The 26,243-nt window shown below is 66.0% G+C and carries 26 protein-coding genes; 12 read left to right on the forward strand and 14 right to left on the reverse strand.

What is annotated here, in order from left to right; translation table 11 throughout:
• Nucleotides 1-7 precede the first annotated feature (7 nt).
• The 3 genes from ACIG5A_RS02570 to ACIG5A_RS02580 all read left to right on the forward strand — a co-directional run bounded on the left by ACIG5A_RS02570 (nucleotide 8) and on the right by ACIG5A_RS02580 (nucleotide 2,501).
• Entirely contained in the window at nucleotides 8-610 is a 603-nt protein-coding gene (locus ACIG5A_RS02570) for a hypothetical protein (RefSeq protein WP_397236897.1), read from the forward strand.
• A gap of 173 nt (nucleotides 611-783) precedes the next feature.
• On the forward strand, nucleotides 784-1,839 hold the full coding sequence (locus ACIG5A_RS02575) for a hypothetical protein (RefSeq protein ID WP_397236899.1): 1,056 nt from the start codon (nucleotides 784-786) through the stop codon (nucleotides 1,837-1,839).
• Nucleotides 1,836-2,501 (forward strand): hypothetical protein, encoded by a 666-nt coding sequence (locus tag ACIG5A_RS02580; protein WP_397236901.1) that lies wholly within the window; start codon nucleotides 1,836-1,838, stop codon nucleotides 2,499-2,501. Before ACIG5A_RS02575 ends, ACIG5A_RS02580 begins: the two co-directional genes overlap by 4 nt.
• Nucleotides 2,502-2,590: 89 nt before the next feature.
• Here ACIG5A_RS02580 and ACIG5A_RS02585 read toward each other — a convergent pair whose 3' ends face one another.
• The 3 genes from ACIG5A_RS02585 to ACIG5A_RS02595 form a co-directional block, all read right to left on the reverse strand.
• Nucleotides 2,591-3,157, reverse strand: a complete 567-nt coding sequence (locus ACIG5A_RS02585; RefSeq protein WP_397236903.1) for a hypothetical protein — start codon at nucleotides 3,155-3,157, stop codon at nucleotides 2,591-2,593.
• Nucleotides 3,157-3,747, reverse strand: a complete 591-nt coding sequence (locus ACIG5A_RS02590; RefSeq protein ID WP_397236905.1) for an RNA polymerase sigma factor — start codon at nucleotides 3,745-3,747, stop codon at nucleotides 3,157-3,159. Before ACIG5A_RS02590 ends, ACIG5A_RS02585 begins: the two co-directional genes overlap by 1 nt.
• Nucleotides 3,748-3,839: 92 nt before the next feature.
• Nucleotides 3,840-4,964, reverse strand: a complete 1,125-nt coding sequence (locus ACIG5A_RS02595; protein ID WP_397236907.1) for an AbrB family transcriptional regulator — start codon at nucleotides 4,962-4,964, stop codon at nucleotides 3,840-3,842.
• A 437-nt stretch (nucleotides 4,965-5,401) separates the two neighbouring features.
• Here ACIG5A_RS02595 and ACIG5A_RS02600 point away from each other — a divergent pair, with 437 nt between their 5' ends.
• Nucleotides 5,402-5,845, forward strand: a complete 444-nt coding sequence (locus ACIG5A_RS02600) for a hypothetical protein (RefSeq protein WP_397236909.1) — start codon at nucleotides 5,402-5,404, stop codon at nucleotides 5,843-5,845.
• 38 nt (nucleotides 5,846-5,883) lie between these two features.
• Here ACIG5A_RS02600 and ACIG5A_RS02605 read toward each other — a convergent pair whose 3' ends face one another.
• A complete protein-coding gene (locus ACIG5A_RS02605; protein ID WP_397236911.1) occupies nucleotides 5,884-6,468 on the reverse strand; it encodes a TetR/AcrR family transcriptional regulator in 585 nt (194 codons plus the stop codon).
• A 92-nt stretch (nucleotides 6,469-6,560) separates the two neighbouring features.
• Here ACIG5A_RS02605 and ACIG5A_RS02610 point away from each other — a divergent pair, with 92 nt between their 5' ends.
• Entirely contained in the window at nucleotides 6,561-6,983 is a 423-nt protein-coding gene (locus ACIG5A_RS02610) for a 4-oxalocrotonate tautomerase family protein (protein WP_397236913.1), read from the forward strand.
• A 3-nt stretch (nucleotides 6,984-6,986) separates the two neighbouring features.
• Here ACIG5A_RS02610 and ACIG5A_RS02615 read toward each other — a convergent pair whose 3' ends face one another.
• Together ACIG5A_RS02615 and ACIG5A_RS02620 are read right to left on the reverse strand one after the other, a co-directional pair.
• Nucleotides 6,987-8,498: an alkaline phosphatase gene (locus ACIG5A_RS02615; RefSeq protein ID WP_397236915.1), complete on the reverse strand. Its 1,512-nt coding sequence runs from the start codon at nucleotides 8,496-8,498 to the stop codon at nucleotides 6,987-6,989.
• 19 nt (nucleotides 8,499-8,517) lie between these two features.
• Nucleotides 8,518-9,504 (reverse strand): spermidine synthase, encoded by a 987-nt coding sequence (locus ACIG5A_RS02620; protein ID WP_397236917.1) that lies wholly within the window; start codon nucleotides 9,502-9,504, stop codon nucleotides 8,518-8,520.
• Nucleotides 9,505-9,841: 337 nt separating this feature from the next.
• Between ACIG5A_RS02620 and ACIG5A_RS02625 the strand changes: the two genes are divergently transcribed.
• Nucleotides 9,842-10,891, forward strand: a complete 1,050-nt coding sequence (locus ACIG5A_RS02625; protein WP_397236919.1) for a ParB/RepB/Spo0J family partition protein — start codon at nucleotides 9,842-9,844, stop codon at nucleotides 10,889-10,891.
• Nucleotides 10,892-10,898: 7 nt separating this feature from the next.
• On the opposite strand, the gene ACIG5A_RS02630 is transcribed toward ACIG5A_RS02625, so the two are convergent.
• The 4 genes from ACIG5A_RS02630 to ACIG5A_RS02645 are packed head-to-tail and all read right to left on the reverse strand — an operon-like array spanning nucleotide 10,899 to nucleotide 15,446.
• Nucleotides 10,899-12,158 (reverse strand): condensation domain-containing protein, encoded by a 1,260-nt coding sequence (locus tag ACIG5A_RS02630; RefSeq protein WP_397236921.1) that lies wholly within the window; start codon nucleotides 12,156-12,158, stop codon nucleotides 10,899-10,901.
• Nucleotides 12,159-12,200: 42 nt separating this feature from the next.
• Nucleotides 12,201-12,740 carry an AAA family ATPase gene (locus ACIG5A_RS02635; RefSeq protein WP_397236923.1) on the reverse strand — a complete coding sequence of 180 codons (540 nt, stop codon included), beginning with the start codon at nucleotides 12,738-12,740 and terminating at the stop codon, nucleotides 12,201-12,203.
• Complete coding sequence (locus ACIG5A_RS02640; RefSeq protein ID WP_397236925.1) at nucleotides 12,737-14,524, reverse strand: carbamoyltransferase; 1,788 nt, start codon at nucleotides 14,522-14,524, stop codon at nucleotides 12,737-12,739. The genes ACIG5A_RS02635 and ACIG5A_RS02640 overlap by 4 nt, the downstream gene beginning before the upstream one ends.
• Nucleotides 14,525-14,528: 4 nt before the next feature.
• The gene (locus ACIG5A_RS02645; RefSeq protein WP_397236927.1) at nucleotides 14,529-15,446 is read right to left on the reverse strand and encodes a phytanoyl-CoA dioxygenase family protein; all 918 of its coding nucleotides are present in this window, start codon (nucleotides 15,444-15,446) and stop codon (nucleotides 14,529-14,531) included.
• Between the two features lie 185 nt (nucleotides 15,447-15,631).
• On the opposite strand from ACIG5A_RS02645, the gene ACIG5A_RS02650 reads away from it, so the two are divergent.
• On the forward strand, nucleotides 15,632-16,411 hold the full coding sequence (locus ACIG5A_RS02650; RefSeq protein WP_397236929.1) for a formyltransferase family protein: 780 nt from the start codon (nucleotides 15,632-15,634) through the stop codon (nucleotides 16,409-16,411).
• A gap of 2 nt (nucleotides 16,412-16,413) precedes the next feature.
• Here the strand turns inward: ACIG5A_RS02650 and ACIG5A_RS02655 are convergent, their stop codons facing one another.
• Nucleotides 16,414-17,475, reverse strand: a complete 1,062-nt coding sequence (locus ACIG5A_RS02655) for a DegT/DnrJ/EryC1/StrS family aminotransferase (protein WP_397236931.1) — start codon at nucleotides 17,473-17,475, stop codon at nucleotides 16,414-16,416.
• Between the two features lie 98 nt (nucleotides 17,476-17,573).
• On the opposite strand from ACIG5A_RS02655, the gene ACIG5A_RS02660 reads away from it, so the two are divergent.
• Nucleotides 17,574-18,665, forward strand: coding sequence for a DegT/DnrJ/EryC1/StrS family aminotransferase (locus ACIG5A_RS02660; RefSeq protein WP_397236933.1), 1,092 nt, complete (start codon nucleotides 17,574-17,576; stop codon nucleotides 18,663-18,665).
• A 4-nt stretch (nucleotides 18,666-18,669) separates the two neighbouring features.
• On the forward strand, nucleotides 18,670-18,942 hold the full coding sequence (locus ACIG5A_RS02665) for a hypothetical protein (protein ID WP_397236935.1): 273 nt from the start codon (nucleotides 18,670-18,672) through the stop codon (nucleotides 18,940-18,942).
• Nucleotides 18,943-19,009: 67 nt separating this feature from the next.
• Here ACIG5A_RS02665 and ACIG5A_RS02670 read toward each other — a convergent pair whose 3' ends face one another.
• From ACIG5A_RS02670 to ACIG5A_RS02680, 3 genes are read right to left on the reverse strand one after another with little or no spacing between them, the layout of a single operon-like run.
• Complete coding sequence (locus ACIG5A_RS02670) at nucleotides 19,010-20,290, reverse strand: glycosyltransferase family 4 protein (protein WP_397236937.1); 1,281 nt, start codon at nucleotides 20,288-20,290, stop codon at nucleotides 19,010-19,012.
• The gene (locus ACIG5A_RS02675) at nucleotides 20,287-21,606 is read right to left on the reverse strand and encodes a glycosyltransferase (protein ID WP_397236939.1); all 1,320 of its coding nucleotides are present in this window, start codon (nucleotides 21,604-21,606) and stop codon (nucleotides 20,287-20,289) included. Before ACIG5A_RS02675 ends, ACIG5A_RS02670 begins: the two co-directional genes overlap by 4 nt.
• A gap of 13 nt (nucleotides 21,607-21,619) precedes the next feature.
• A complete protein-coding gene (locus ACIG5A_RS02680; protein WP_397236941.1) occupies nucleotides 21,620-22,624 on the reverse strand; it encodes a polysaccharide biosynthesis protein in 1,005 nt (334 codons plus the stop codon).
• A 67-nt stretch (nucleotides 22,625-22,691) separates the two neighbouring features.
• Between ACIG5A_RS02680 and ACIG5A_RS02685 the strand changes: the two genes are divergently transcribed.
• From ACIG5A_RS02685 to ACIG5A_RS02695, 3 genes are all read left to right on the forward strand, one after another.
• Nucleotides 22,692-24,167: an aromatic amino acid ammonia-lyase gene (locus ACIG5A_RS02685; protein ID WP_397238787.1), complete on the forward strand. Its 1,476-nt coding sequence runs from the start codon at nucleotides 22,692-22,694 to the stop codon at nucleotides 24,165-24,167.
• Nucleotides 24,164-25,780: a carbamoyltransferase gene (locus ACIG5A_RS02690; RefSeq protein ID WP_397236943.1), complete on the forward strand. Its 1,617-nt coding sequence runs from the start codon at nucleotides 24,164-24,166 to the stop codon at nucleotides 25,778-25,780. Before ACIG5A_RS02685 ends, ACIG5A_RS02690 begins: the two co-directional genes overlap by 4 nt.
• A 179-nt stretch (nucleotides 25,781-25,959) precedes the next feature.
• Entirely contained in the window at nucleotides 25,960-26,238 is a 279-nt protein-coding gene (locus ACIG5A_RS02695) for an acyl carrier protein (RefSeq protein ID WP_397236945.1), read from the forward strand.
• Nucleotides 26,239-26,243: the final 5 nt, after the last annotated feature.

Here is a 26,243-nt window from a genome sequence, read left to right on the forward strand (position 1 = left end):
GAAAGTCATGGCCACCTACAGCGTTTTCATCAGCGACGTCTTCGGAACCGTCCGGCCGATCAGCAAGTTGACCGATGTCGTGAATCAGCTGAAAGGTTTCTTCGACCCGATCGCCCGGGCAGCCGGATTCGCCGACGGCGCGCAGGTTATCGTGCTGGCCGCCGAACTCGTCGTCGACGATAGATTTCTCGCGGTGCATTTCATCCCGGATGAGCTGTCGGCGATCGAGAAGTTCGCGAATGGCCCGGGAGCGCCGCTGCTCGCGGGAAGGACGCTGATCAGAACCGAGAACGGTACGGTACAAACGCTGTCCGAGGTCCGCGGACTCGGCCACAATGCGGAAATCCTCGCCAAGCTCGTATTCCACGAGTGCATGCACAACAAGCTCAGCCTGAGTGGTGACCAGTTGCATCCGGGACCGTCGTTCGTGAATCCGCTGCTCGGGTTGGCCAGTCCGGAACTCGATCAGACAACGAACATGACCCCCCTGAATCAGGCGGCGATGGTCGCAGCGCTGAACATACCGAGGAAGCAGTGGCCCGGCGTGGCCCTATTCCTCGCACAACGCCGCATCCGCCGAGACTCGGGCGACCCCTTCTGGAACCTGTAGCTCCTCCCTCGCCCTCGACATCATGTCCGATTCATAAACTGGTCGGTTGCTTGTTTGACTGTGTAATTCGGGACGAATCGGGAACTGCGTGGCGCGAAGGTCGGCTGCGTGATATCCATGCTGCGACGCCCACGAGGGCGCCGCGGAAGCTCTTCCGATCGCAGAGGTGTTCTGTGGCAGATCTTGATGAACGGCGAGTTCGGCTTCGAAATACATTGCTGCAGTGGCTGTATGTCGAGCTGCTAGCCGGTCGCTCGAAATCGGCTCCGACGCCGCAAAAGATCATGCAGCATCCGGGATGCTCGGTGTCGGATATCACCTGGGATGAATTATCCGATGCTGTGGACGATCTGGAACACGACGATTATGTGCGGCGGGGTCGTCGCGTGGGCCGAGGAGTACCTCAGCTGGCGCTGACCACGGAGGGACAACTCGCCGCGCAAGCGGTTGGTGGGCAACAGGTTCGCGAAGCCACCGAAGCGGCCGCGCGCAAAGATCCGAACATTACGATCGGCCGCGACGGAACCGTCACCATCATCCACGGCAGCCCACACGCTTCCGTCGGGGGCGGGAGTGCGCCACCGCCGACGAAACACGACCGGCGTATGTTGATCGTCGGGTTGGCGGGGTTGCTGGTCGCTGTGATCGGTGTGGGCATCACCATCATTCGCTGGTCGCCGTGGGATGCCGCGAATGAGACCGTGCCCACCACCGTGCCGGTGACGACTCAGCCTCCGCCGCTTGGGCAGGACTCGGTCACCACAGCACCGCCGCCGACCGGGCCACGTGAAACCTGGTACAACCTGGTTGAGTACACCGCATCCGGCTGGGCGAACGGTTTCAATTCTGTCAATTCGATCCGCATCGGCGTTTCCAGGCGAACTTTCACCGGCAGCATCGTCGGCTACTACCAGTCGGGTCTCGACGTCCAGAACGATCGCGCCACCTGGACCGTCGGCGGAGCGTGCACGAAGTTGTCCGTGTGGGTCGGCAAAGACGCAGACTCATCCTCATCGGAGGGTGTCGGCCGCTTCTTCGTCCGTGGTGACGACGCCGATATCCACGTGCCCGTGGAGAAGTCGATGACCGACGCGCCGGAAGAGATCACCGCTGTCCTGTCCGGCGTGGGCCGCTTGACTCTCCTGGATACCCGCGCCCTTTCGGATGCGAGGAACGCCTGGGGATCCCCTCGCGTAATGTGCACGGCCCCACCGGGAGCGAAACGATGACCCACGGCCCGGACTATCGAAAAGGGCCGCCGCGGCGGAGGTTGTCATGGCTGCACGTCAGCCGTACGGCAGACGTCCTGGGCATCCTCGGCCTGGTGATCTCGGTCATCGCGGCCATAGCCGGATTGTTGTTCGTCAATCGGGACCGGGGTGACAACTCCGCAAAAGCGTTGCCAGCGACCACCTTTGCCGCGTCCGTGACGACCACGGTCGGCCGACCGAGCGAGACCACCTCATCGGCCACGTCGAGCACCACGACCACCCGCACTACGGCGAAGGCTGCCACCGTCATCCAGAACGTCGAGATCGAAACCATGACTTACGGCTTCCAGCGAATCGGCCCGGACCGGTACAAACTGCAGTGCGGTCAATTCGACTGCAGCGATCCCACCGTGTCCGTGTACTACGGCTGGACTTCGTACGTCAACGGCTCCGGATTCTCCAATCACGAATGCACGGTTACCGCAACGGTCACCGGACCATCCATCACCACCCGGACCTACCACGCGGACTCCTGCTCGGAGGTCGCCGGCAGAGGCGAAGGCATCCTCATCCGCCAGCCCGGTGAGTTCACCGTCACCGTCGAAGTAGTTCCCGACCCTGGGCGCGGCACGCCCATCACGGTGACGAAGATCTTCACGGTAACCCCGCCGGACCGGTAGTTATCGGGCGACGCAAGCCACCGGCGCATTCGAGTCGAATGCTCGGCCGATTACATATTGGCGCTGAGGCAGCCGGAGTACGGCTTGCCTCAGCGAACCGGTTCCAATGTGCCTGGCAGGTATAGGCAATTGGGGCCTGGGGCGCGTACCGGGGCGGTGAACGATCTGCCGATCCCCGTGCCGCCCGGTAGTCCCGCTAGACCCAGCAGCATGAGGTAGCCCGGTGGGGCGGCGGTGGGTTGCAGGGTGACGGATCCGTCCGGATTCAGCTGGGGCAGTGTGTAGTGGGAGTCGGGTTGGTTGGCGACGGACAATAGGGTGCTTTCGTCCAGTTCCGGGCACTCTTTTCCCATGGGCAGGACCTTCGCCCTGATCCCCATTTCGGCCAGCTTGGCATTGGTCGCGTCGATCGCGCGCATATCCGAGATCGACACGGTGACCGATCCGTCGTCGTTGCGGACCACGGCGAATGCCTGTGGGCTTGCCCCGAGCAGGTCGATGGCGACAATGCTCGCCCCGGCGAGCGCCACCGCCGCGACGGCGATGCTCACTGGACGGCGCGGGAACTGCCGAGGGGCAGGCGAGGGGGCGACAGCCAGTTCCGGGCCGTGCGCGTCGATGAGATCACCGAGTAGGCGATCCTCGAATTTGCTCATCACTTCGATCCTTTCGTGTTCATGGCGTCGTGGCCCGTCTGCTTGCGCAGCCTCGTGCGCGCCCGGAATAGTCGAACCCGCAACGTGCCGGACGAAACCCCTAGTGCGACAGCAGCTTCCTTGGGCGTGAGACCCGCGATATCGACGAGTTCGATCGCGTGGCGATCCAGTGCGGGCAGCGCCGCCAATGCAGCCATCAGCCCGCGTCCCGAAGCCTCGGCATCGATCCGAGCGAGCAGCTCAGTGGCCTCGTCGTCGTCGATCTGCCGATGGCCGCCCAACCGCGCCAAGGTATCCCGGTTGCGCGTAGCGCTCTCACAATGCCGCGCGTACACCCGCCGCGCGATCGTGAGCAACCAGCCACGCCCCGTCCCACGCTGCGCGTCGAACGACCCGAACGAGGTGATCGCCTCGACAAACGTGTCGGCGGTCAGATCCGCGGCCGTCTGCGGGTCGGTCGTCCTGCGCGCGAAATACGACAGCACCAAGCCGATATGTGCCCGGTACAGCTCCTCGAACTCCGCGGTCCGCCCCGAGAGGCGTTCCTCGGATTCGGGTGGCGAGCCCTGATCCCTCATCAAATCCGTCACATCTATCAGTTGCCGGAATCAGCGAACAGCGTTACCGCCCTGCTCGGCACGGATACCTCTCTGTCCTGGGCGCGAGTGCGGCTGCTGGATGGTCACGGGGTGGTGGGTGGGTGGTGGCGGCGGAGGAGGTGGAGGACGAGGGGGAGGGTCAGGACCATCAGGAGGAGGCGGATGCTTTGGACGCTGGTGATCAGGGGCATGTTGGCGTCCATGCCTTCGGCGGTGGCGAGGATGGCGTTGATGCCGCCGGGGGTTGTGGCCAGGTAGAGGTCGAGTAGTTCGAGGTCGGTGCATGCGGCCAGGCCGAAGGCGAGACCGGCGACCACGGCGCAGAGTGCGAAGATCGCGGCGGTCAGGCCGGGGATCATCTTGGCCATCTCGGTGACCACCTGCCGGGTGAAGCGCGTGCCGATTTCGAAACCGATCACCGCGAACAGCAAGGCTTTCAACAGATTGGTCGGCGCGTAGCCGTGGCTGATGCCGATCGCGGTGAGTGCGGCGGTGGCCAGCATCGGGCCGATCAGCATCGGGCTCGGCAGGCGCAGGTATCGGCCGAGCCGGATACCGATGAGGCAGAGCACGATGGCGATCGACAGCCCGGCCACCTGATCACCGCGGCCGACGATCATCCATTGCGGCAGATCGGGATTCGTGATCGCACCGGCCTGCGCCGCCGCACCGGCCGCGAGCCGGTCGTCGCTGTCGAGCAGCGCGGCGAGCGCGGGCGCGCTGAGCGCGACGAACGCGACCCGCAGGTACTGCATGAAGGCGACCCGGCGCGGATCGGCGTCGAGCTCGTCGGCGCACGCGACCACCGCCGCCGAGCCGCCTGCGAGTAATCCGAGTGTGGCCGTTGATAATTCGACTGCGGCGAACCGCGCGAAGACGATCGCCACCAGCACGCTCACCAGGAGCGTGGCGGCGGTGATCACCAGCACCGGCATCATGGCGAGCCCGATCGAGGACAGCAGCGACAGCTCCAGATAGCTGCCCATCAACACGCCGAGCAGTGCCTGCGCCCCGATCGACACGGTGCGCGGCAGCGGTGCGGGCGGCCGCGCGGTGAGCGCGAGGACCGCGCCGACGACGATCGCCAGGATCATGTGCGGCGCGGGAAACCGGGTCCGGTCGAGCAGTTCGGCGGCGACCACCACCCCGGCCAGCGAGGTCGCGCAGCCGATCTTGCGCCACAGGGTGGTCGGTATTGCCGTCTCCATCTCGCCTCCTGCTGAGTGCACTCCGCGAACCGCGGCAATGAATCACGCGGGAATGGCTGCCTACGGCGGAGTGAATTCGTTCAACCGAAATGCCGAGCTGTCGAAAAATCAACCTGTTCACCAAAAATGATGCTGCAACCTGTCTACCATGTGATGACGAACTTGCCAAAAACCGAGGGTTCTTCGTGCGGAGGTGAGATACGCAGGCGCGCAACGGAATCCCTGGCGGCCGTGCGAACGCCGAGCCGCGCCCGCGCCCGGTGCTGCCTGGTCGCCGCGATCGCAACCGTGCGCGTTCATCGTTGCGATCGGGGAGTTGTGAGCGACCTCTCAGCTGCATTTTTGCCGAAACATCCAACGCGCCAACAGATTTGGTTAGGATTGATAGCATTTAATTCATTCAAATCAGTTGCGAGAGTTTCTGAAGGCGGGTGGGTGTGATGTCGCAGAGGCCGAGGAGAAGTGTTGTCGGCGACGACGAGCTACGGAATTTTGCCGCCTGCTTACCTCGCGACGGCAGCGAGGTGTGCAGGCAGTGGACGGTGACGGCGGTCCGTGTCGACAGTGATGCGGCAGGGCCCGCGCAGGCCGGGGCGGTCGTCGCGGCCGACCTGGAGATGGCGGCCGAGCAGGTATGCGACCGTCTTCCGGCCACGGACCGAGACGCGAGTTGGTATCTGGTCGCCACGCTGGGCACCGTCGAAATCGATGAATCGGCGGGCAATCTGGCGACGCGTACGCGCTGCCAATGGGTCAGCCGCATACATCGCGAGGAAGCCAACTGGCAGTCGGGCGCGTGGATTCCGGCCGAGGGTGACCTGCGCACCCTGGACGCGAACGCGTGGTGCTCGGCCACCAAGGGCTGCCCGATGCGGTCGTGAGGACGGCCGGGCAAAGCACTCACACGTCGCTTCGAAGCTCAACGACGCGAATGCTCATCGACTGCGGGGTATCGATGTCGGATCAAATCAGTTGCGGTGCGGGCTACTCGATCGAACGGTGCGAGGCTGCCGTGCGCGCGGCAGAGAACATGTGCGCCCTGAAGTAGGGTGATCAGGGTCGTCGCCAGGTCGTCCGCGGCGGCATGGTCCATGCCTGCCGAGGTCAGCCGCTGCGCGAGAGTTGTTGTCCACGAGTCGAAGACGCCCGACGCCACGTCGCGCAGCGTTCCGCTGTCCGGGTCGACGGTGACAGCGGCGACCGCGCAGCCCGCACCCTCGGCCGAGGCGCCGACCACGGGTCGCACCGAAGCGAGGAAGACCTCGACCACCGTCGATGGATCGTCGGCGGACAGCTGCGCCAGATGTCCGCACACGTCGCGGCCGTTTTGTGTCGCGGCTTCGGCGACGAGCTCTGCTTTGCCGCCTGGGAAATGATGGTAGATCGCGCCACGCGCCGCTCCGCTGGTGTCGAGCACCTCGGTGAACGACATGCCGGCCACACCCTTCGTGCGAAGCGCGTCGATGGCGGCGTCGATCATCCGGGCTCGCGTATCTGCCGCCATGGGTTCCTCCGAGACGTTGACTAGTACGCCCATCCTACTGCACACTGATGACCGGTAGTACGTACGTACTAGCGACTGATCGAGGAGGCCCCATGCCCATCACTGTTACCGCGCCGACCGGTACTTTCACGGAGTCCGGTGAGCGCGAGATTCTGCCCCGGCTCACTGCGGCACTGCTCGATATCAGTGGCGGCACCGGGAATGCGTTCTTTACTGGAATCATCGGCGGGACAGTGCATCTGCTGCCACCTCACGCCATCTACGCGGGGGGAGTGAACAGGCGGATCGTCATGGTCGAGCTGAAGCTGCCCAATATCGGCCTCCCCGATACGCAGAGCCGGGCCACGTTCGTCACGGCTGCCACCGACATCGTCGACGCACTCACCAATCCCGGACACAACCGCGCCGACACCTGGGTGAACATCGTCAATGCTCCCGATGGGGGCTGGGGGATCGGCGGTCGCGCATACACTGGCGACGCTCTGATCAGCGCGGTCGCTGCCGGGATGGCATAAAGGTCAGCGCGACGACCGTAACAGTGCCGCATGCATTTTCGTGTAGAGCTCGGTGTTGTCCTGGGTGGTGGCGAACGCCTCGGAACCCGGGCCGAAGCTGTAGATCTGGACATCGGCGCCGGTGTGGTCGCCGTAGAGATACGCCAGCCATAGGCTGGCGTCCGGGGAACCGTCGGCTGTGGCCGCCGGATCGTCCGGGGTGCGCAGCGTCGCGGGGGCGAAGGTTCGCGGGTCCGCCTGCGGCGCGTTGAGTGGACCGCGGGAGCGGTCGGGGTCGAGCAGCTGTTCCTTGTCGCGCAACGGGATACCGTTGTTCGCGGGGTTACCGCGGTCGACATTCGGTGGTGGGGAAGCGGATTCGGCGTTGGTGAAGTTCCCGGGCTCGACGATGCCGAGGCCGCCGCCTTCGTGGTCGGCGGTGACGATCACCAGGGTGTGCCCGTCGCGCCGGGCGAAGTCCACGGCCGCGGCAACGGCATCGTCGAACGCTTTGAGCTCGCCGAGCGCCTGTGCGGCTTCGTTGGTGTGCGAGCGCTTGTCGATCTGCGCGCCCTCGACCTGTAGCAGGAATCCCTTGCTGCCCTTGGCTTTCGACAGCAGATCGATGGCCGCGACGGTCATCTCGGTGAGGGAGGGCTCTTGACGCTGTGGCGCGGTGTCGGGCAGCGCGGACTTGGCGTGCTCGACGGTCATGTTGCCGCGGTTGAACAAGCCGACCACCTTGTCGCCGGAGATGGTACCCAGGTCCTGCCTGGTGGCGGTGCGCTGACCGGCGGCGGTCTGCACGGACACGGCCGGGTCGCCCATGCTACCGAGGACCGTATAACCGTTGTCCTGCAACAGCTTCTGATCGTCGGGGGTGAACCGGGACAGGCCGCCGCCGAAGATGACGTCGGCGGTGGCGGTGCGGGCGATCTGCCTGGCGATCGGCGTCGTCACGGTTTTGTCGTCCGGGGCCGCCGCGTAGCCGCCGTCGGCTTTCTTCGGCAGGCAGGATGATTCGGAGAACACCGGACCCTGGCAGCTGCGCAGCAGTGCATGGCTGTACATGGCGGCGGGGGTGGCGTCGGTGACCTCGGCGGTGGTCACGTTGCCGGTGGCGAATCCGGCGGCCTTGGCCTGCTCCATGAGGGTGGGCACCGATGTGCCGTACGCGTCGACACCGATCGCGGCGTTGTAGGTCTTCACACCGCTCGACCACGCGGTCGCCGCCGACGCCGAGTCGGTGACCAGCACCGGCTGCGCGCTGTTCGGTTCCACCGCGTAGGTCGAGACCGCGCCGATGTGCGGCAGCCGTTCCATGGTCAATCGTCCGCTCGCGCCGTAGAAGCGTTCCCGTGCCGCGGTGATATGACTTCGGCCCATGCCGTCGCCGAGCAGATAGATGATGTTGCGCACCTGACCGGCGGCCTCGTCCCGGCCCGTCGCGCATCCCGCGAGAACGGACGTGGTGACCAGTGTCGCCGCGGCGAGGGCCGCGGCGGGGCCGAATCGAGAGCGCTTCTGCTGCTGCACTATTGCCTCCCCGGTGTGGTCAGACAAGCGAGTCTGATCGGGCGACGAGTTCGGTATGGTGGTTGTCCAGTGGTGGTTCGGGACGCCTGCGTAGCGCAAGCGGTTCGATCGCGCCGCGGATCAGTGCGCGGTCGTCGACGGTTTCAGGGTGGAAGGGCAGGGTGGTCAGTCGGTCGGTCATAGCAGGTAGGGGATTGTCGATCTTCTCGTTGAGGCCGAACAGGAACGACCACTCGTGCTCGTCGCTGGTGTAGAGCACGACGGTGCCGAACTGGTCGTGGAAGCGTTCCCAGGACCGTTTGAGGGTTTCGTTGCGCCACATGGTGGCGCAACCGGCCTGGGCGCTGAGTACGCCGCCGGGTGCGAGCAGCTCGCGACAGCGTGCGAGGAATTCCGCTTCGTAGAGGCGGTTGTGCTGTGCTTCCTCGACTCGTTCGTCGGGCAGGTCGATCACGATGACGTCGTAGCGGGTGCCCGCTTCGGCCGCGTTGGCCAGGAAGTCCCAGCCGTCGGCGTAGTGCACCTTGATCGGGCCCTCGTGCTTGACGGCGAGCACGAGCTCGTCGCTGGTGTAGCCGTAGGGCAGGTGCTCGGCGCAGAGTTCGACTTCGAGCTGGTCGATGTCGACGTGGTCGACGTGGGTCGCGCCGGCGGCGACCGACATCTGGCTGGCCACTCCTTCACCGGAACCGATGATCAGTACCTTGTCGAGTTTCTCGGCCGCCACGAAGGCGGGGACCATCATCGCCTCGTGGTAGGTCAGCTGGGAGAACTCGGTGGATTGGCGGTCGTCGTCGGAGAACAGGCTGATGCCCTGGTCGGTCCGGGCGATCACCATGTGCTGGAACGGGGTGTTGGTGTCGACGATCACCTCGTGCAGGTCCCAGATCCGGGTCAGGCCGTTGCCCACCGGTTCGTGGATCTGCTGGGAGCCACGCCCCCGGAGCTCCGTATCGGCACCACCGAATTCGGCCGGCGCCCGCCGGCCGGTGACATCCGCCGTCATGGGAACTCGCTCTCGCTCAGCGCCCGAGACACGAACGGGTCAGGGGCGAAAACCATTGAAGGACACCGACGTACAGATCGCGGTTGAGACGCAACGTGGTCGGTAAGGGGACTCGCGTGCGTCGATACGGTACCCCGTCCGCGTCGCCGATCGAGATTCGTTCAGTGTCGGTTTTGCCCGAGTTGATCTTTGCGGCCGAACCATCGAGAGTCTGTTCCGGGCGGAATCTTTAGGTCACAACTTTGGAGGGAAAGCTATGACACCATTCGCGGGGAACGGAGATCCTGCCCTATGTGCGACAGTGCTGGGTGAACAACGCTTGGAGCCAGAAGATCTCGTGCAACGAGTACCGATCGCCGCACTGCGGGAATCGGATTCGCCGCGGTGCGGCGGTGTGGATCTCGACCACGCTCAGTTGCTGTCGGAGGTGCAGGTACCGCTGCCTCCGATCGTCGTCCATCGATCGACCATGCGGGTCATCGACGGTATGCATCGCTGGGAGGCGGCTGTCCTCAGGGGGCGCGAGCACATCGAGGTCCGCTACTTCGATGGCAGCGACGAGGATGCGTTCGTTCTCGCGGTGCGACTGAACGCGGCACACGGACTCCCGCTGTCCGCGGCCGACCGCACCGCGGCGGCCGCGCGAATCCTGGCGGGACATCCCGAGTGGTCGGACCAGGCGATCGCCGCGCTCGCCGGCCTTTCGGACAAGACCGTCGCGGCCATGCGCCGAGCGACCACCGCGGACCATCCCGCGGTGAACTATCGGATCGGCAGGGACGGTCGCCGCAGACCGCTCAACCCGACCGAAGGGCGTATGCGCGCCAGCGCGCTGTTCACCGAGAAGGCGGATGCTCCGCTGCGTGAGGTGGCTGCGGAAGCGGGAATCTCACTGAATACCGCGCGCGATGTGCGCGAACGCCTTCGGCGGGGTGAGAATCCGGTCCCCGAGCAGCGTCGCGGTCAGGCATGCCGTCACAACACCGCCGCGGAGCGGCACAGCGCTGCCGATATGCCACCGGATCTGAGTGACGCGCTGACGCTGGCCCCGGACTGGAAGGCCAAGTTCGACGTGCTCGCACGCGATCCCGCGCTCCGGTTCAACGAGGAGGGCAGGACCATTCTGCGCCTGCTGCACAGTCAGATGATGGGCGCGCAGTCCTGGGAGCGGCTCATCGAGAACGTGCCGACGCACTCGACCGCCTCGGTTGCCGAGGCCGCCCGCCGGTGTGCCCAGGCATGGCAGCAGTTCGCTCGGCGGCTCGAAGCCCGCCAGTGTGGCACCGGTGCGGCTCAGCGATTCGCGGACGACGCGCACTGCGCGGAGCCGCCGAGCCAGGGACGGGTCGCGGGTGATCTGCGGATCGTCGGCGCGCGCCGAGCATGACTCGGCGCTAACCCTGCGCGGTGCATGATTCCTGAACGAGCAACTGTTCCAGGTCCATCAGGAATCGGCGCGCATCGGGCGGCGGCATCGCGGCGGTATCGGTGGACAGCAGGATGCGAATCCACTCGGCGCCATCGCCGTCGACCATCAGAAAGAACGGTTCGGCTTCTCGAAAGCTGTGCGGGGCCACAACGGTGTGGTCCAGCGCGGCGCATATCTCGTCGGCATCGGCGATCGGGCCGCCGCGTGATTGCCGAATATCGTTGAAGCAGGCGGGAAACGCGTCCTCGGCGTGCGATCGCCGCATCAGCTCCTCGACCAGGCCGGGGTCGTAGTGACAGCGCGGGTAGGCCGCCATCGAGGACTTGGCGGCCGCCCGCGCGACCACCGCGAACGACGGCGACCCGATATCGATCGTGGCGGGAACCTCCTGTTGCAGGTTGGCCACCGCGTGACGCAGATCGGGTGTGAACCGGTTGGACACGAGCAGTCTGAAGGCGACTCGCGACACCCCCGCTCGACGTCCGAGCAGCCGGGCCGCTGCGGCGAGTAGCACTGCCCCGGAGCTGATCTCGTACCGCGCGGCCAGCGTCGACAACGCCAGCGCGGCGGCGCGCGAGTCCATCGCGAGAGTCGCGCATCGACCCGACCGCTGTGCGGGAAGCGCCGGCGCGGGCGCGTCGGCCAGTTGGCGTTGCCAGTAGGCCAGCGACCGGGCGAGCAGGCGCTGCCCCCTGTCGGAGCGCTCGAATTCCGCGTGCTCGATCGGTTGTCGCGAACTCGCTTGCACCGCATGGCCGTTGAGCCTGGCGATCAGTTCGTCGGCCAGTACCCGAAGCGACATCAGGTCCGCCGCGAGATGGGATATGCAAAAGGCCACCAGCACCGGAACCTCGTTGTCCAGCACCACGAGGGCACGGAAGGGGAGATCCACGTCGAACCGGTAGCCGGTCCGTTCCATCCGCGCTTCCCACTCGCGAAAGACCGCGCCGGGCTCCCGGTCCGGCCCGGTCGATGCCGTATGCACCGTGAACGAACCCGACCGGGATACGCACTGGGACAGCGTCCCTGCCGCATCGGAGACGAATACGGTGCGCAGCGACTCGTGCGCACCGACCGTTGCCGAAAGGGCAGCGAGGACATCGGTCAGCGTCGGTGTCATCGAGAGGCCGACGCGGTAGATCTGATTGAAGAAGGCGGAATCCGGCAGCTGTCGCCGGATCGCCTCCCACAGCTGCCGTTGCGCGCAGGTAGCGGGTGCCACCACCGAGCGTGAACCTCGAAATTCGACCAGCCGCTCGTCCATAACTCAACCGGCGGAAAGTTTTTCGAGTTCGCGCACGACGTCGTCGACAGGTGCCGTGGTAACTATTTCGACAGTGGCGCTCTTACGCAGCAGCGGCTCGATGAACCGCTGATGCTCGAGAATCATCTGTCGTTCCTGATCGCTCTTGCCGTAGGGATTGTTGGTGCGGCTCGCAATACGGCTGAGCATCACGTCAACGGGTGCGCTCAGCAGGACCACATGATCGAACGAATCGTAGAAGTCGGCCTGATTCGACTTGCAGCCGGAGACGAACAGCATTCCCTGTTCATGGTCCGCCAGCAATTTCGCGATCGCCTCCTCGCGCCAAATCCAGTCGGTCGAGCCGTCCTCCTCCGTGACCCATCGGCACCACTCGTCGGTATCGGTATCCACAACCCGGTGGCCGCGCTCACCGAGCTTTTCCAGAACTGTCGACTTCCCCGTCCCCGACATTCCCGTGACAAGTATTTTCGGCATGCCGGAAGGGTAGCACTCGGGTTGGTCGCGAAACATGTCCCCCGACAACGGATCTCGCGTGTTCACTGCTGACCTGTCGCGGATTTGCGTATCACGAAATTCTCCATGACGAGGATGTCCATGCCCGAGGCGTGAAAGGTGCGCAGCGCATCGAGCGGGGTGCGGACTATCGGTTCGCCCGCGACATTGAACGACGTATTGAGCAGCACGGGTACACCGGTCAGCTCGCCGAACTCGGTGATCAGGCGGTGGAAGCCGGGGTTGTCGGCCTGGACGACGCGGTGCACCCTGGATGTCCCGTCGACGTGGACAACGGCGGGTGCGTCGGTGCGCAGGCGCTCGTTCGCGGTGAAGGCCATCATCATGAACCGGGCATCACCGGTGTGATCGGTGTACTCGTCGGCGTACTCTTCCGGGACCGAGGGTGCGAACGGTCGCCACGACTCGCGGTGCTTGATCACCGCGTTGACCCGGTCGCGCATCTGCGGTGTCCGCGGATCGGCGAGGATGCTCCGGTGCCCGAGTGCCCTTGCCCCGGCCTCCATTCGCCCGTGGAACCAGCCGATGACCGCACCGCGTGCGAGCTCGCGCGCGATCATCGGCGCCGGGTCGTCGATGAACTCGAACTGCGCGCGCACGGCGCGCAGCGTGCTCTCGATCGTGGCCGTCGAGTAGGCGGGGCCGAGTGCCATGGAGCCCAATGGTTTCGGCAAGGTCCCGGAGTCGGCATGGCAGGCGACCAGCGCGGCCCCTGCCGCCGCGCCGTTGTCCGCGCATCCCGGATGGGCGAATACGCCGTCCACCTCCGGCAGCATGGCGATCGCCGCGTTCATCTTCACGTTCATCGCGACGCCGCCGCCGAGGCACACCTCGGTGACCCCGGTTTCCCGCACGGCCCACGACACGAGCCGGGCCGCCGCCCGCTCCGTCGCGGTCTGTGCGGCGAGCGCCAGATCCTGATGCCATGATTCGACCGGCGCCATGCGGGATCTCGGTGGGCGCCCGAACAACTCGGCGAGCCGATCGGTGAACCGCCCCGAGTACGTGTGCTGCCCGTAGTGGATGTACTCGGGCGCCACGCGGTAGTCGATGCCGTTGTCCGCCGCTGACAGCACCACACCGATCAGCGCGTCGAGCCCTGGATCCGGCCTGCCGTGCGAGGCGAGGCCCATCACCTTGTATTCGCCGTCGGAGGAGTCGAATCCGAGATACTCGGTGATCGCGGCGTAGAACCAGCCCAGCGAATGCGGGATCTCGATCTCGCGAATCAGCTCGAGCGTCGCGCCTGTCTTCAGCCAGACGGTTCCGGTGTGCGTGTCACCGGAGCCGTCGAGGGCGAGGACAACCGCGTCGGTGTACGGGCTTTCGTGCGCAGCCTGGAACGCGTGCGTGAAATGGTGTCCGGTTCCGGCGATCTCGGGAATGGTGCCGACGCCGAACGCGCGGCCGAGTTCGCGCCGGTGCAGTTCGTACAGGCTGTCGCTGTTGAACGTGGACAACTGCTTGCGCTGCCAGTGCTGCGTCGCGGTGTCGACCGGCCAGATCTCGTTCATGCGCCGGTAGAAGCCGGCGATCCGGCCGTCGGTGTACCCCGTTACGTCCCAGGGCATTGCGATCCGGTGGACATCGGACAGGTCGGCCTTCGCCGCCTCGAGGCAGTACCGGATCGCGTTGATCGGGTAGATGCCGAACGCGTGCTTGTGGCGAATGAAGCGTTCCTCGTCGGCGAGCGCGAGCACTCGCCCGTCGCGGACGATGGCGGCCGACGGATCGTGCGGTCCGGTCATGATGCCGAGGAAGAGGCGCTCCGGCGCGGCTGCGGGCTCGGCGTGCGTGCGTGAAATCATCATGGCGTCAGTAGCTTCGGACGTCTCGTCGTTCCTGTGGGCTGAGCGTGCTCGCGTAGAGATCCAGTCGCCGGAGATGGCGTCGCATGACGCCGGTCTTGCGATCCCACTTGGCCGCCCACTCCGCGAATGTCTCCGGTGGCTCGTGGTCGGCGCGCACGCGGAAGCCGCCCGGCGCCTTGGTCTGGTGCGCGGGTTCGTTCGCGGAGAACCGGATATCGACGCTCCAGCGGACCCGATCGGAGACGTTGTCGAGTGAGCGATGCAGGACGAGTTCGTTGAATATCAGCGCGTCGCCCGGTCGCAGTGGTACCGATAACGGTTCCGCGGTGAATTCGGCCGCGTCGCGTATCGTGGTTATCCCGAATTCGTCGGTGTGCTTCGGCAGTACGCCCTGCCTATGCGAGCCCGGTACGACCGCGAGACAACCGGATTCGGCATCGACGGGTACCAGCGGGATCCAGCAGGTCAGTATTCGGCTGTCCTCGGCATTCCAGTCGTCGCAATTGAAGGCGTCCTGATGCCAGTCGATGGTCTGGCTCGGATCGTGCGGTTCGCGCGGCCTGCCGTTGAACAGGTGGTAGGCGCGGATCTCCGGACCGAGAATCGACTGCGCCGCGCCGAGCAGACCCGGCTCGAACCACAGTCGATATACCGCGGGGTCGATGAGTATGCGCCGCCACACGATCGGCCTGGATGCCGGAACCTCCGCCCGGATCGCCGCCCAGCGCCACTCGAACGGCAATTCGTCGTACAACCGCGAGAGCTCGCCGCTGTCGAACAATTCGCGCGCGTATTCGTCGACGATTCTCCGGAAGAGCTCGGCGACTCCGTCGCGTGCTTCCTGCGACACCACATTTTCGAGGATCAGCAACCCATTTCGCTCATACGACTCGATTTGCTCGGCAGTCAGCGTCCCAACCATAGACGGGTCTCCTATGCGTTTGCTATCCCCGGGATTTCGTTGTTGTATCGTTCCATCCGGGGAGAAAACGCCGCAAGTGATCAATCATCGACACTGAAAGACAAAGGCGCACAATGAAGATTGTCATCGCGGGCCGTGGACGGCTTGCTGTTCGTGGAGCCCACTTGTTCAGCGTGCTTTCGCAAATGACTTGTGCCAGCGCGGAACTCGTGTGTGTGCCGTCGGCCGACGACGACGGCAAGGACGGCTGGCGGCCCTCGCTGCGCCGTGCGGCCCTGGCCAATGGCTGGCCGACGCACGACAGCGTCGGCGCGGCCGGCCTGGATGCCGCGGATCTGCTGGTGTCCCTGCAGTATCCGTCGGTCATCCGGATCGCGGACCTCGGGGGAGCGCGGGCGGTCAACCTCCATTTCGCGTTGCTGCCGCGCCACCGCGGCAGCCTGCCCTGCTACTGGCCGATCGCGGGCAGGGAGCACACGGTCGGTGTGACGTTGCACGAGTTGACCAAGGGGGTGGACGCGGGGCCGATCATCGCGGCGCGGGAGTTCCCGCTGCCCGAATTCGCCTCCGCGGGTGACCTGTTCGAGATGTTCCATGATCACGCGTTCGAGATGCTTACCGAACAGGCCCGAATCCTGATCGAGGGGAGCTACACGGCGCGGGCGCAGCAGGACCCCGGCGAACCCGCGCATCGGCGTGCGGATGTGGACTTCACGCGCGCCGAGATCACCGATTTCGCCAGGCCCGCCGCGGTGGTGCGCGCCGAATGCCTGGCCATGACCTTTCCCGGTTTCCAGCTGCCGACCTTCCGCGGCAGGCAGGTGCGCAACGCGTATCTGTTGCCGGACGGCCTGCCCGCCGGTGACATCGGCGCGGTGGTCGCGGAGACGAAACAGGCGGCGGTGGTCTCGTGCGCCGACGGTTTCGTCTGCCTGGAGTACGCCGCCGCGGAATTGCCTGCCTGACCTCAGTTTTCGCCGCGCGGGGCGAGCGTGGTGATCTCCTTCGCGATCTGCGCCAGGTCGTCGCCGGTCAGCGCGGGATGGCACGGGATGGAGAAGACCGTGCTCGCGATCTGTTCGGTACGCGGCAGGGTGACCTGGTCCGCGGCGAACACCGTATCCAGGTGTGCGGGCGGGAAGTACACGCGCGCCTCGATGCCGCGCTCGCGCAGACCATGCACGATCGCGTCGCGGCGGGCGGTCGATCGCAGGGTCAGCAGCATGTAGGTCGCTGTCCGGTCGGGGCGGTTGGGCGGAAACAGGACATCGGCGTCGCGCAGTGCGGCGGCCAGAACCTGCGCGTTGGCCTGTTTGCGTTCGATGATGCCGCTGAGCCTGGTCAGCTGCACCCGCCCGATCGCGGCCTGCATCTCCGTGATTCGCCAGTTGTAGCCGATCGCGGTTCGGGCGCTGCCCTCCTCGGCGACACCGTGGTTGCGCAGTTGCCGCATGCGCCGGGCGTAGTCCGGGTCGTTGGTGGTCACCATGCCGCCCTCGCCGGTGGTGATGTTCTTCGTCGGGGTGAAGCTGAACATGGCGCCGTCGGCCAGACCGCCGACGGGACGGCCGCGATAGCTCGCGCCGTGCGCCTCGGCCGCGTCCTCGAGCAGGAGGATCCCGGCACGGTCGGTCACCGCGCGCAGCTCGTCCATATCGGCGGCCTGGCCCGCGTAGTGCACCGCGATGACCGCCCTGGTCCGCGCGGTGATCAGCGCGGCGACGTGATCGGCGTCGATGTTCATGATGTCGGTGTGTACGTCCGCGAACACCGGGCGTGCTCCGGCATGGACGACGGCGGTCGCCGTCGAAAGAAAAGTGAACGAGGGCACGATGACCTCATCGCCGGGCCCTATTCCGTGTGCGAGCAGCATCGCGGTCAACGCGACCGTTCCGTTCGCGAATGCCACGGCGTGCGGCACCGCGTGCGCTCGCGCGAATTCTGCCTCGAATGCCGCCGTCTCGGGTCCGTTGGTGAGGAACCCGGACGACAGCACTCGTTGTACGGCTTGCAGCTCCGGTTCTCCCATGATTGGCTGCGCGAACCGGATTCGGAATGGCGGCTTAGAGAATGACATGAGATGAAATCCTTATCTATCCATCAATTATTCACAAATGGAGGAGCGAGATGATCAAACCTGTTCCGCAGACCCTGGTGACGATCGGTGCGGAAGAGCGCCGTGCGGTGGATCGAGTACTTCGCGGCGGCAAGCTCGTGCAGGGGGAGGAGGTGAAAGCGTTCGAGGACGAATTCTCCCGGGCGGTTGTCGCCGACCGCGGTTGTGTCGCCGTCAACTCCGGCACGAGCGCGCTCCATCTCGGCCTGCTCGCCGCCGGAATCGGCCCTGGTGACGAGGTCATCGTGCCATCGTTCACCTATGCGGGTACCGCCAACGCGGTGCGACTGACGGGTGCTCAACCGGTCTATTGCGATATCGATGAGAAGACCTACTGCGCTTCCCCCGAATCGGTGCGCGCGCTGATCGGCCCGCGCACCGCGGCGATCATGGTGGTGCACCTGTTCGGTCATCCGGCCGATATGGATGAATTCGTCTCGCTGGCCGAGGGGGCGGGTATCGCATTGTTCGAGGATGCCTGTCAGGCGCACGGTGCGACCTGGCGTGGCCGCCCGGTCGGTAGTTTCGGCACATTCGGCGCCTTCAGCTTCTATCCGACGAAGAATATGACCACGGGTGAGGGCGGAATGATCGTTTCCGGCGACAGTGCCCTGGTGGAAAAGGCGAGATTGCTGCGCAATCAGGGCGCTCGAAAAGCCTACGATCACGAGATCGTCGGCTTCAACAATCGAATGACCGAGGCCGCCGCCGCAATCGGCAGGGTGCAATTGAAAAGCCTGGCCGGGTGGAACGAACGGCGACGCGGAATTGCCGGGCAATATTCGGCGGAACTGACGAGTGTGCATGTTCCCTCGGTGAGCCCGCATGCGGAGCATGTCTTCCATCAGTACAGCGTTCGAGTGCCCGACGGCGTCGATCGGGACCTGGTGCGCGAGGAGCTCGCGAACCGGCAGGTGGGGACCGGCGCCTACTATCCGGTGCCCTGTCACCGCCTCGAACCTTTGCGGGCAGCCGTCGATCTGCCCGTGACGGATGCGGTCTCGGGCACGATGTTCGCGCTGCCGATCTTCCCGACGCTGGACCGGGAGGATCTCCTCCGGGTGGCCAACGAGGTGAACGATCTGACCGCGCCCAAGGGGTGAGGATATGCCCGCGGGTTCTTTCACGGAGGCCGAGAATCTGCTCCGTGCCGCATACGAGGAGCTGACCGCCGCCCCGGTCGACGATCCGCTCGCCTCGGCGGCGACCCACCTCGTGCGCTGTGCCATGGACGCGCTCGCGTTGCTCAACCGACCCGAATCATCCACGGCGAGTGGAATTCTCGGCTGCGCTCGGGCCGCCGTGACGGTGGCCACCTATGCGCTGCGTGAAGTCGACGGCAGAGATCGACGGGATCGGACGGCAGGGCAACGCCTGTAGGTGTTCGGCATGGGCTGCGGGTCCGGGCGTCACGTCGATCGCGGCGCGACGGGACGCCCGGCCGCGGTCAGTCGGCCCCGTCGAGTGGAACGAACGGCAGCTGTTCGAATTTGGCGGCCATGAACTCGCCGACGATCCGATGGATATTCTCCGGCCGGTAGCGCTCGGCCGTGTCGAAACCCGCCGTGCGCAGCCGGGCCGCGAGTGCCGGATCATCGCGCAGCCTGCGTACCGCGGCGCGCAGGCTTTCGGCGTCCGCGTACGGCACCTGCAAGCAATTCCGTTCCGGCAGCGCGTATTCCGCCGAGCCGCCGTTCGGGCAGAGCACCGAGGGAACACCGAGGGCCATCGCCTCCAATGGGGGATTGCCGAGCCCCTCGACCCTGCTGGGGAACACCAGCGCGTGGCAGGAGCCGATCGTGGCCGCCACCTCCGTCGCGTTCAGTCCGACGCGCAGCTCGTCGACGAGGCACGCGAGCTGCTCCGATGGCGGCCCCGGTGACACCCACACGAGGTGGACCCCCTCGTGGCGCAGCGGCGAAAGCGCCTGTAGCGCAGCGGGTATGCCCTTGCTCGTCACATGCTCCGGACCGACGACGATGACACGGAACGGCGGCTGCGGCGCCGGAGTGCGGTCCTGATCGAACATCGCACTCGCGATCGGGACCGAAATGAGTGCGGCCGCACGGTGAAAGCGCTGTCGGAAGATGTTCACCATGGACTGGGAGCCTGCCCACAGCGTCACCGGCAACTGATGCATGCGGAACGCGAAATCGATGAAGTCGCGGTCGAATCCGTCGGGGTCTCGCCGCAGGGTCGGCTCGCCCGCGGAGTACCCGATGACCGGCCCCGCTCCGGATTCCAGCGCCGCGAAATAGTCGATCCAGCAGCCCACCAGCAGCGTCGCCGGTGCCAGTTCACGCAGCGCGCCTGCCAGCGCGCGCGGGTCGGACAGCGGTGCGCGGGAGGCGAAACCGTACCGGTCGTATTTCTCGTCCAGGCAGTCGTCGCCCCGGACCTGGCGGACGTGCACCTCGGCGCCTTGGTCGCGCAGCATCTTCGCCAGTTCGAGCTGTACGCGCATGCCGCCCGTCTGGACGGGAAAGGGCAGGACGAGCACGAGTCGCCGGTTCGTGATCGGCGCGGCGGTGGCCGAGGCCGGATCGGCTGGATCGCCGACCAGGACGTCGGCAGCGTGGCGGCCCTCGGCGAGGCGTATCCGGTCCACCGGGGACAGCGCGTCGAGTACCCTTGCGACCCTGCGGATCTCGCGCCGGGTGTGTACCGACCACCGCGCGGGGAAGCCGAACTGGTCGAGTACCGCGGTGGGGGACTGGTCTTGGGTCATGCTTGGCTCATCACCTTCGAATGGGTGGCGTACTTTCCATAGATCACCTGGTGGATGGCGTCGTACTGCGCGGCGTGCCCGAGGTCGCGCCAACGCTGGCGGCCGGTGCGGTCGGGGGTATCGGTCTGGTCGGTCCAGCCGATATCGATCGCGTGCTGCCCGAGCTCGTTGATCCGCCAGGCGGGCGCCGCGTCGATGTCGCGCTCGATGGCTCGCATCGCGAGCGCGGAGTAGATCCGCAGCGACGCCTCGATGGAGAACCGGTCCTGCGCATGCCGCCACCCGGCCTCGGCGGTCCGGTCGTACAACTGCGGGTCGGCGAGCAGGTCGGCGGCGGCGCGGGCCGCGGGCAGCCAGTCGACGGTCACGCTGCCGTCGAACTCGACGGTGGTCGGCATGTGCACGCCGGTCCTGCCGTCGAGCACGCTGTCGCGGTAACCACCCCAGTCGGTGACGATGGGTGGCGTTCGCGCGACCTGCGATTCGATCGGGACGTAGCCGAAGTTGTTGTCGTAGATCGTGGATGCCGACACCACGAACGCCGACCTGGCGTACGCCGCGGCGAGCCCGCCCGCGTCGAGGAACGGCAGGAAGACCGAGGAGTCGGCCAGCCCCGCCGTCGCGAGCGACACCTCGAGCTCGGCCTGATACGCGGTCTTCGCCGCACCCTCGGCGCCGTGGAGGAAAACCAGCACCGGGCGATGGCCGTGATCGCGAAGGTAGGCGGCGAGCGCGACGAGGTGATGCACCCCCTTCTCCGGTTTCATGCGCTCGGCGCTGAGGAGCACGGGACGCCGATGGTCGAAGCCGGCGAGCGCCTGTGTCAGTGCCTGGGGCGCTGGTTCTTTCGGCACGAACAGTCCCAAATCCGTTGGCATGGGCGCGACGTCGACGCTGGATTCCCACGGCGGGTCGAGAAACGTCCGCAGGATCTCGCGGTCGGCGGAGCAGCTGCAGACGAGCGTGTCGTTCGACTGGAACCGGCGCATGAGCGCCGCGCGCCAGGGGACCGCGCGCGTCGCGTCGCCCATGACGAGCGCGAGATAGGGCGGCCGGTGCCGGGCGCGGTCCCGCGCGTTCAACAGGCGGATGTCCGGGATGCCGACCAGTGCGTCGACCCGGCCGACGAACTCGTCGGCCGGTTCTCGCTCGTCCCACGCCTCGAACACGGTGTCCCCGGACGCGGGCGCCGCGCTGACGGCGTCGAATCCCCTGGCACAGCGGAACACGCTGCTGTGCACGGCGGGCCCGCCGAACCTCTCGGCGGCGCGAAGGATGCGGCGCCGAATGAAATGCACACCAATCCGGACGGTCATCGGCTCGGGCCTCTCAGAGTTCGCTCGCCTGCAGGAAGTCCTCGAACCGCACCGACTCCGGGTCGAGCGGCTCCACCCTGACCCTGACCAAGCCGTTGGTCACCAGGTCGCGCACCGGCGATTCGGAGTCGTCGAGGTAGTCCTCGTGCAGTTTCTCGCCCGGTCGCAGCCCGACGATCTCCACGGGTAGGTCCGCGCCCGCGCTGTCGATCAGCGTCTTCGCGACATCGAGGATGCGGACCTGCTCACCCATATCGGCGAGCAGGGTTTCGCCGCTGCGGCCGTGCTCGGCCGCGAGCACGATCAGCTTGACCGCGTCGTCCATGCTCATGAGAAATCGGGTCACGTCCGTATGGGTGACGTGCAGTGGCTTGTTGTTCTCGATCTTTTCCATGAACGTCGGCAGAAATGAACCGCGACTACCGAGCACATTGCCGAATCTGACATTGGCGAAACGGCGATTGTAGGTGGCGCCGAAATGAGAGGTCAATCGTTCACTCAGCCGTTTGGTGATACCGAGCACCGACGTCGGGTTGGATGCTTTGTCGGTGGATACGTTCACAAAGATCTCGGTACCGCATTTCGCGGCCGTTGCCAATGCCGTCCGGGTGCCGAGCACATTGACGCGATATGCCTCGGACGGGTGCTGCTCGAGCAGCGGCACATGTTTGAGCGCGGCCGCGTGGACGACCACCTCCGGCCGTTCGCGATGGAAGACCTCGCTGATCGCTTCGTCGTCGCAGATGTCACGCAGGTAGTAGGTCTGCGTGGGAATGCATTGCAGGTCAGCGAGACTCAGCTGCAACGCGTGCAGGGCCGAGTCGTCGCGATCGAGCATGACCAGCTCGGCGGCGGGCATGACGGCAACGGCGCGGCAGAACGCCGAGCCGATCGATCCGCCCGCACCGGTCACGCATACCCGTTTGCCCGCCAATATATCGAAATCGACCGGTACCGACCTTATGTGATTCGCGTACTGCCCGTGGCCGTTCAGCTGCAATTTCAGAACGTCATCCACCCTCATCCGCATCCCTTGACTATGTTTTCTCCGGCCGTGCACATTTGTCTCCATGGTTGCATCCCAAATGGGTGAATGGACATCTAATCGTCCCCCGGAATTCTACGGATTGGATGATACCGCTCGTGAGCGAATGAAGCGCAGCTACGAAGTTCTGTCGGCTGCGCTCGATACCGAAGCACCGATTTATGGTGTCTCCAGGGGCTTCGGTCCCCTCGCCGAATTCGACGCCGACACCGACGCGAACCGACATGGTCTCGGCCTGATCTCGCACCTGTCCGCCGGACAGGGTGAGGACCTCGACATCGAGACCACGCGGTTGATGCTCGACCTGCGCCTGAGTGGGATGACGCGTGGCTACTCCGGCATCGATCCGGAGCGCTGGGAAGAGATCGTCAACGTGCTGCGGTCCGGGTTCGTCCCGGTCGTGCCGTCGCTCGGCAGCGTGAGCGCGAGCGGCGATCTCATCCCGCTCGCCCACGCGGCGAGCGCGATGTCCGGGCACGGCCTCGCCTGGGACCTCGATTCGGATACGCCGGCGCAGGTGCCCGCGGACCGCAAATTGCGGCAGCTGGGGTTGGAGCCGATCACCTGGGGCGCGCGGGAGGCGCTGGCTTTCGTCAACGGGACGAGTGCGAGCCTGGCGGCCACGCTGCGCAATCAGGACAGGCTGCGCGAGCAGTGCTGGATCGCCGCCACGCTGACCGGACTGATCGCCGACCTGCTCCACGCCAATACCGAGGCCTACCACGATGTGGTCGGTCAGGCGCGGAGCGGCTCGGCGGGACATGCCGCGGCCGCCGCCTGGATCAGGGCCCAGATCACCGACCCGCGCGATGCCGGTTCCGCGCGCCAACTCCAAGAGCCCTACTCGCTGCGGTGCGCACCGCAGATCGTCGGATCGGTGCTCGACTTCCTCGACGCGTTCGCGCTGATGCTGGGCCGGGAGCGCGCAGGCTGCTCGGACAACCCGATCGTCAGTGCCGACGGCATCTTTCACGCGGGCAACTTCTACGCGATCACGGCCGGACTGGTCTCGGATCAGCACGCGACGCTGCTGCACCAGATCGCCTTCATGGCCGAACGTCAGCTCGCGCTGATCCTGAACCCGGCGAGCAACGGCGGACGCCACCCGCTGCTGGCCGCCCAGCCGGGCGCGACGAGCGGACTGGCCGGGGTGCAGCTGGCCGCGACCGCGTTCCTGGCCGAGATCAGGCAGCTCAGCGCGCCCGCGACGACGACGCCGGTGCCGACGAACCTCGACAACCAGGACGTCGTTCCGATGGCCCTGATGGGTGCGTTGCGGGTGGCCCGTCAGCTGGAGCGCTCGGAATTGGTGCTCGGCTCACTCGCGCTCGGCGTGGCTCAGCTGGCGCACATCACCGAGTACCGGCCGGGTGCCGATCGGCCGTGGCTGGCGGAAATGCTCACCGCGACACCGCGACTCGGCATCGATCGGCCGTTGGCGCCCGAGGTCAGAGCCATGCGGCAGCTGCTGCGGGACGAGGCGCGGCGCCACTGCGAGACCGGATCCGAACGATGATCGTTCTCGGTATCGGCGGCTCGACCCACGATTTCAGCGCCTGCGTCCTTGTCGACGGCCAGGTGCGGATCGCGGTCGAGGAAGAGCGCCTGTCGCGCATCAAACACCACTCCCTGGAACGCCTGCGCGTCTCCGACATGCGGCTGCGTTCGGTCGACTACTGCCTGCGCGAGATCGGCGCGACCCTCGACGACGTCGACCTCGTGATCGCCAACGACCTGGTCTATCGCGGGGCGCTGCGGTCGCTGCCCGCGGTCACATCGATCAATCACCACCTCAGTCACGCAGCCCTGGTGAGCTACCTGTCGCCGCAGGCGCGGCAGGCGATTCTGGTGGTGGACGGGTTCGGTTCGATGCGGGGCGGGAAGGCGGAGACCGTCTCCTACTTCGTCACCGACGAGGACCGGGTGCCGCGGCTGATCCATCGAGAGACCAACCGGGTCCGCCGAATTCACGCCGACCGGCCTTTCAGCTGGCAGAACTTCGATTTCGTCGAGCACTCGCTCGGCGAGCTGTACTCCTTCGTCACCGAGGGCATCGGCTTCGGCCTGCACGACGCGGGAAAGACGATGGGGCTGGCGCCGTACGGGTCCGAGCGTCTCGTCGAGGAGTTCCACCGGATCATCGACGTCGATCCGATCGGCCGGGTGCGGTTCGACGACGTCACCCGCGCGGAGCTGGGCCTGCTGATCGCGGCCGAACCCGCCGCGACGGAGGAGTGGAAGCATCAGGCCGATGTGGCCAGGGCGGTGCAGGCCGTGCTGGAGGAGGCGCTGCTGCGGCGCGTTCGGGATCTGCACCGGCGCGGCGAGCGCGACGCGCTCGCGGTCGGTGGCGGTGTATTCCTCAATTCCGTTGCCAACCAGCGCATTCGCGATGAGGGCCCGTTCGATGACTGCTATCTGCACGGGGCGACCGGTGACAGCGGTACCGCGATCGGCGCCGCGTTGTACGGCTACCACCAGCACACCGGAAAGCTGCCCGACACCGAGGAGCTGATCTACACCGGCCGCCGCTACGCCCGTGACGAGACGCTGGCCGCCCTCCGGGCGGCGGCCGGGGTCGACTGGCTCGAGGACGAAGACGTCTGTGCCAGGGCCGCAGGCGTTTTGGCGGGCGGGGGTGTGGTCGGCTGGTTCCAGGGGCGATCGGAGTACGGTCCGCGTGCACTGGGCAACCGGAGCATCCTGGCCGATCCGAGCAGGCCGGAGATGAAGGACCGGATCAACTCCGTGGTGAAGCACCGCGAGGGGTTCCGGCCGTTCGCGCCCGCCATCCTCGGGGCCAGGCAGGCGGAGGTGCTCGATACCTCCGCGCGGTCGGTGTACATGTGCGTGAACGGCAAGGTGCGCGACGACGCGCGTCCGCGGTTCGCCGCGGCCACGCACGTCGACGCCAGCGCCAGGTATCAGACGGTGACCGAGCGGACGAATCCCCGGTTCCACGAACTGATCACCCGATTCGAGGCGCTGACCGGCGTGCCGGGACTGCTGAACACCTCTTTCAACGACAGCGAGCCCATCGTCGAAACTCCGGGCGACGCGATCGCCTGTTTCCTCGGCAGCGACATAGATTGCCTTGTCCTCGACAATTTCTTCGTCACCAAACGATGAGGGCCGCGGCGAGAGTGAACGTTCAACCTCGGAAATTCCGAGGTTGAACCGGCCCCGGCTCTCCCAGGCTAACGTCGAGAATACGAACAGCAGCACGGACTGGAGGAATTTACTTGTCCGCATCGGTCGGCAATGATGAGAAACTGTCTGACTCTGAGCAGTCGGGGGAGGAGAGTTCCGTGGAATCCCGGACAGCAGCACAGGAGATCACCACCCTGGACAAGCTGGTGAAGATGATCCTCGTCGGATTGGAATGGCCATCCGACGGCGCGCCGCCGGGACCCGATACTCGGATAGGCGAGGGCGGCCTCGGGCTGGATTCACTGATGGTGGTCGAACTGGCGCTCGATATCGAGGAACAATTCGATGTCGAGATCGATGAAGAGGAGATGTTCGAAATCGGGGGGATGACCCTCGCCGGTCTCGCGAAATTCGTGGATACCAGGGCCGAGGACTAATCGAC

It is taken from the genome of Nocardia sp. NPDC052566 (assembly GCF_044547285.1).
Classification (GTDB): Bacteria; Actinomycetota; Actinomycetes; order Mycobacteriales; family Mycobacteriaceae; genus Nocardia.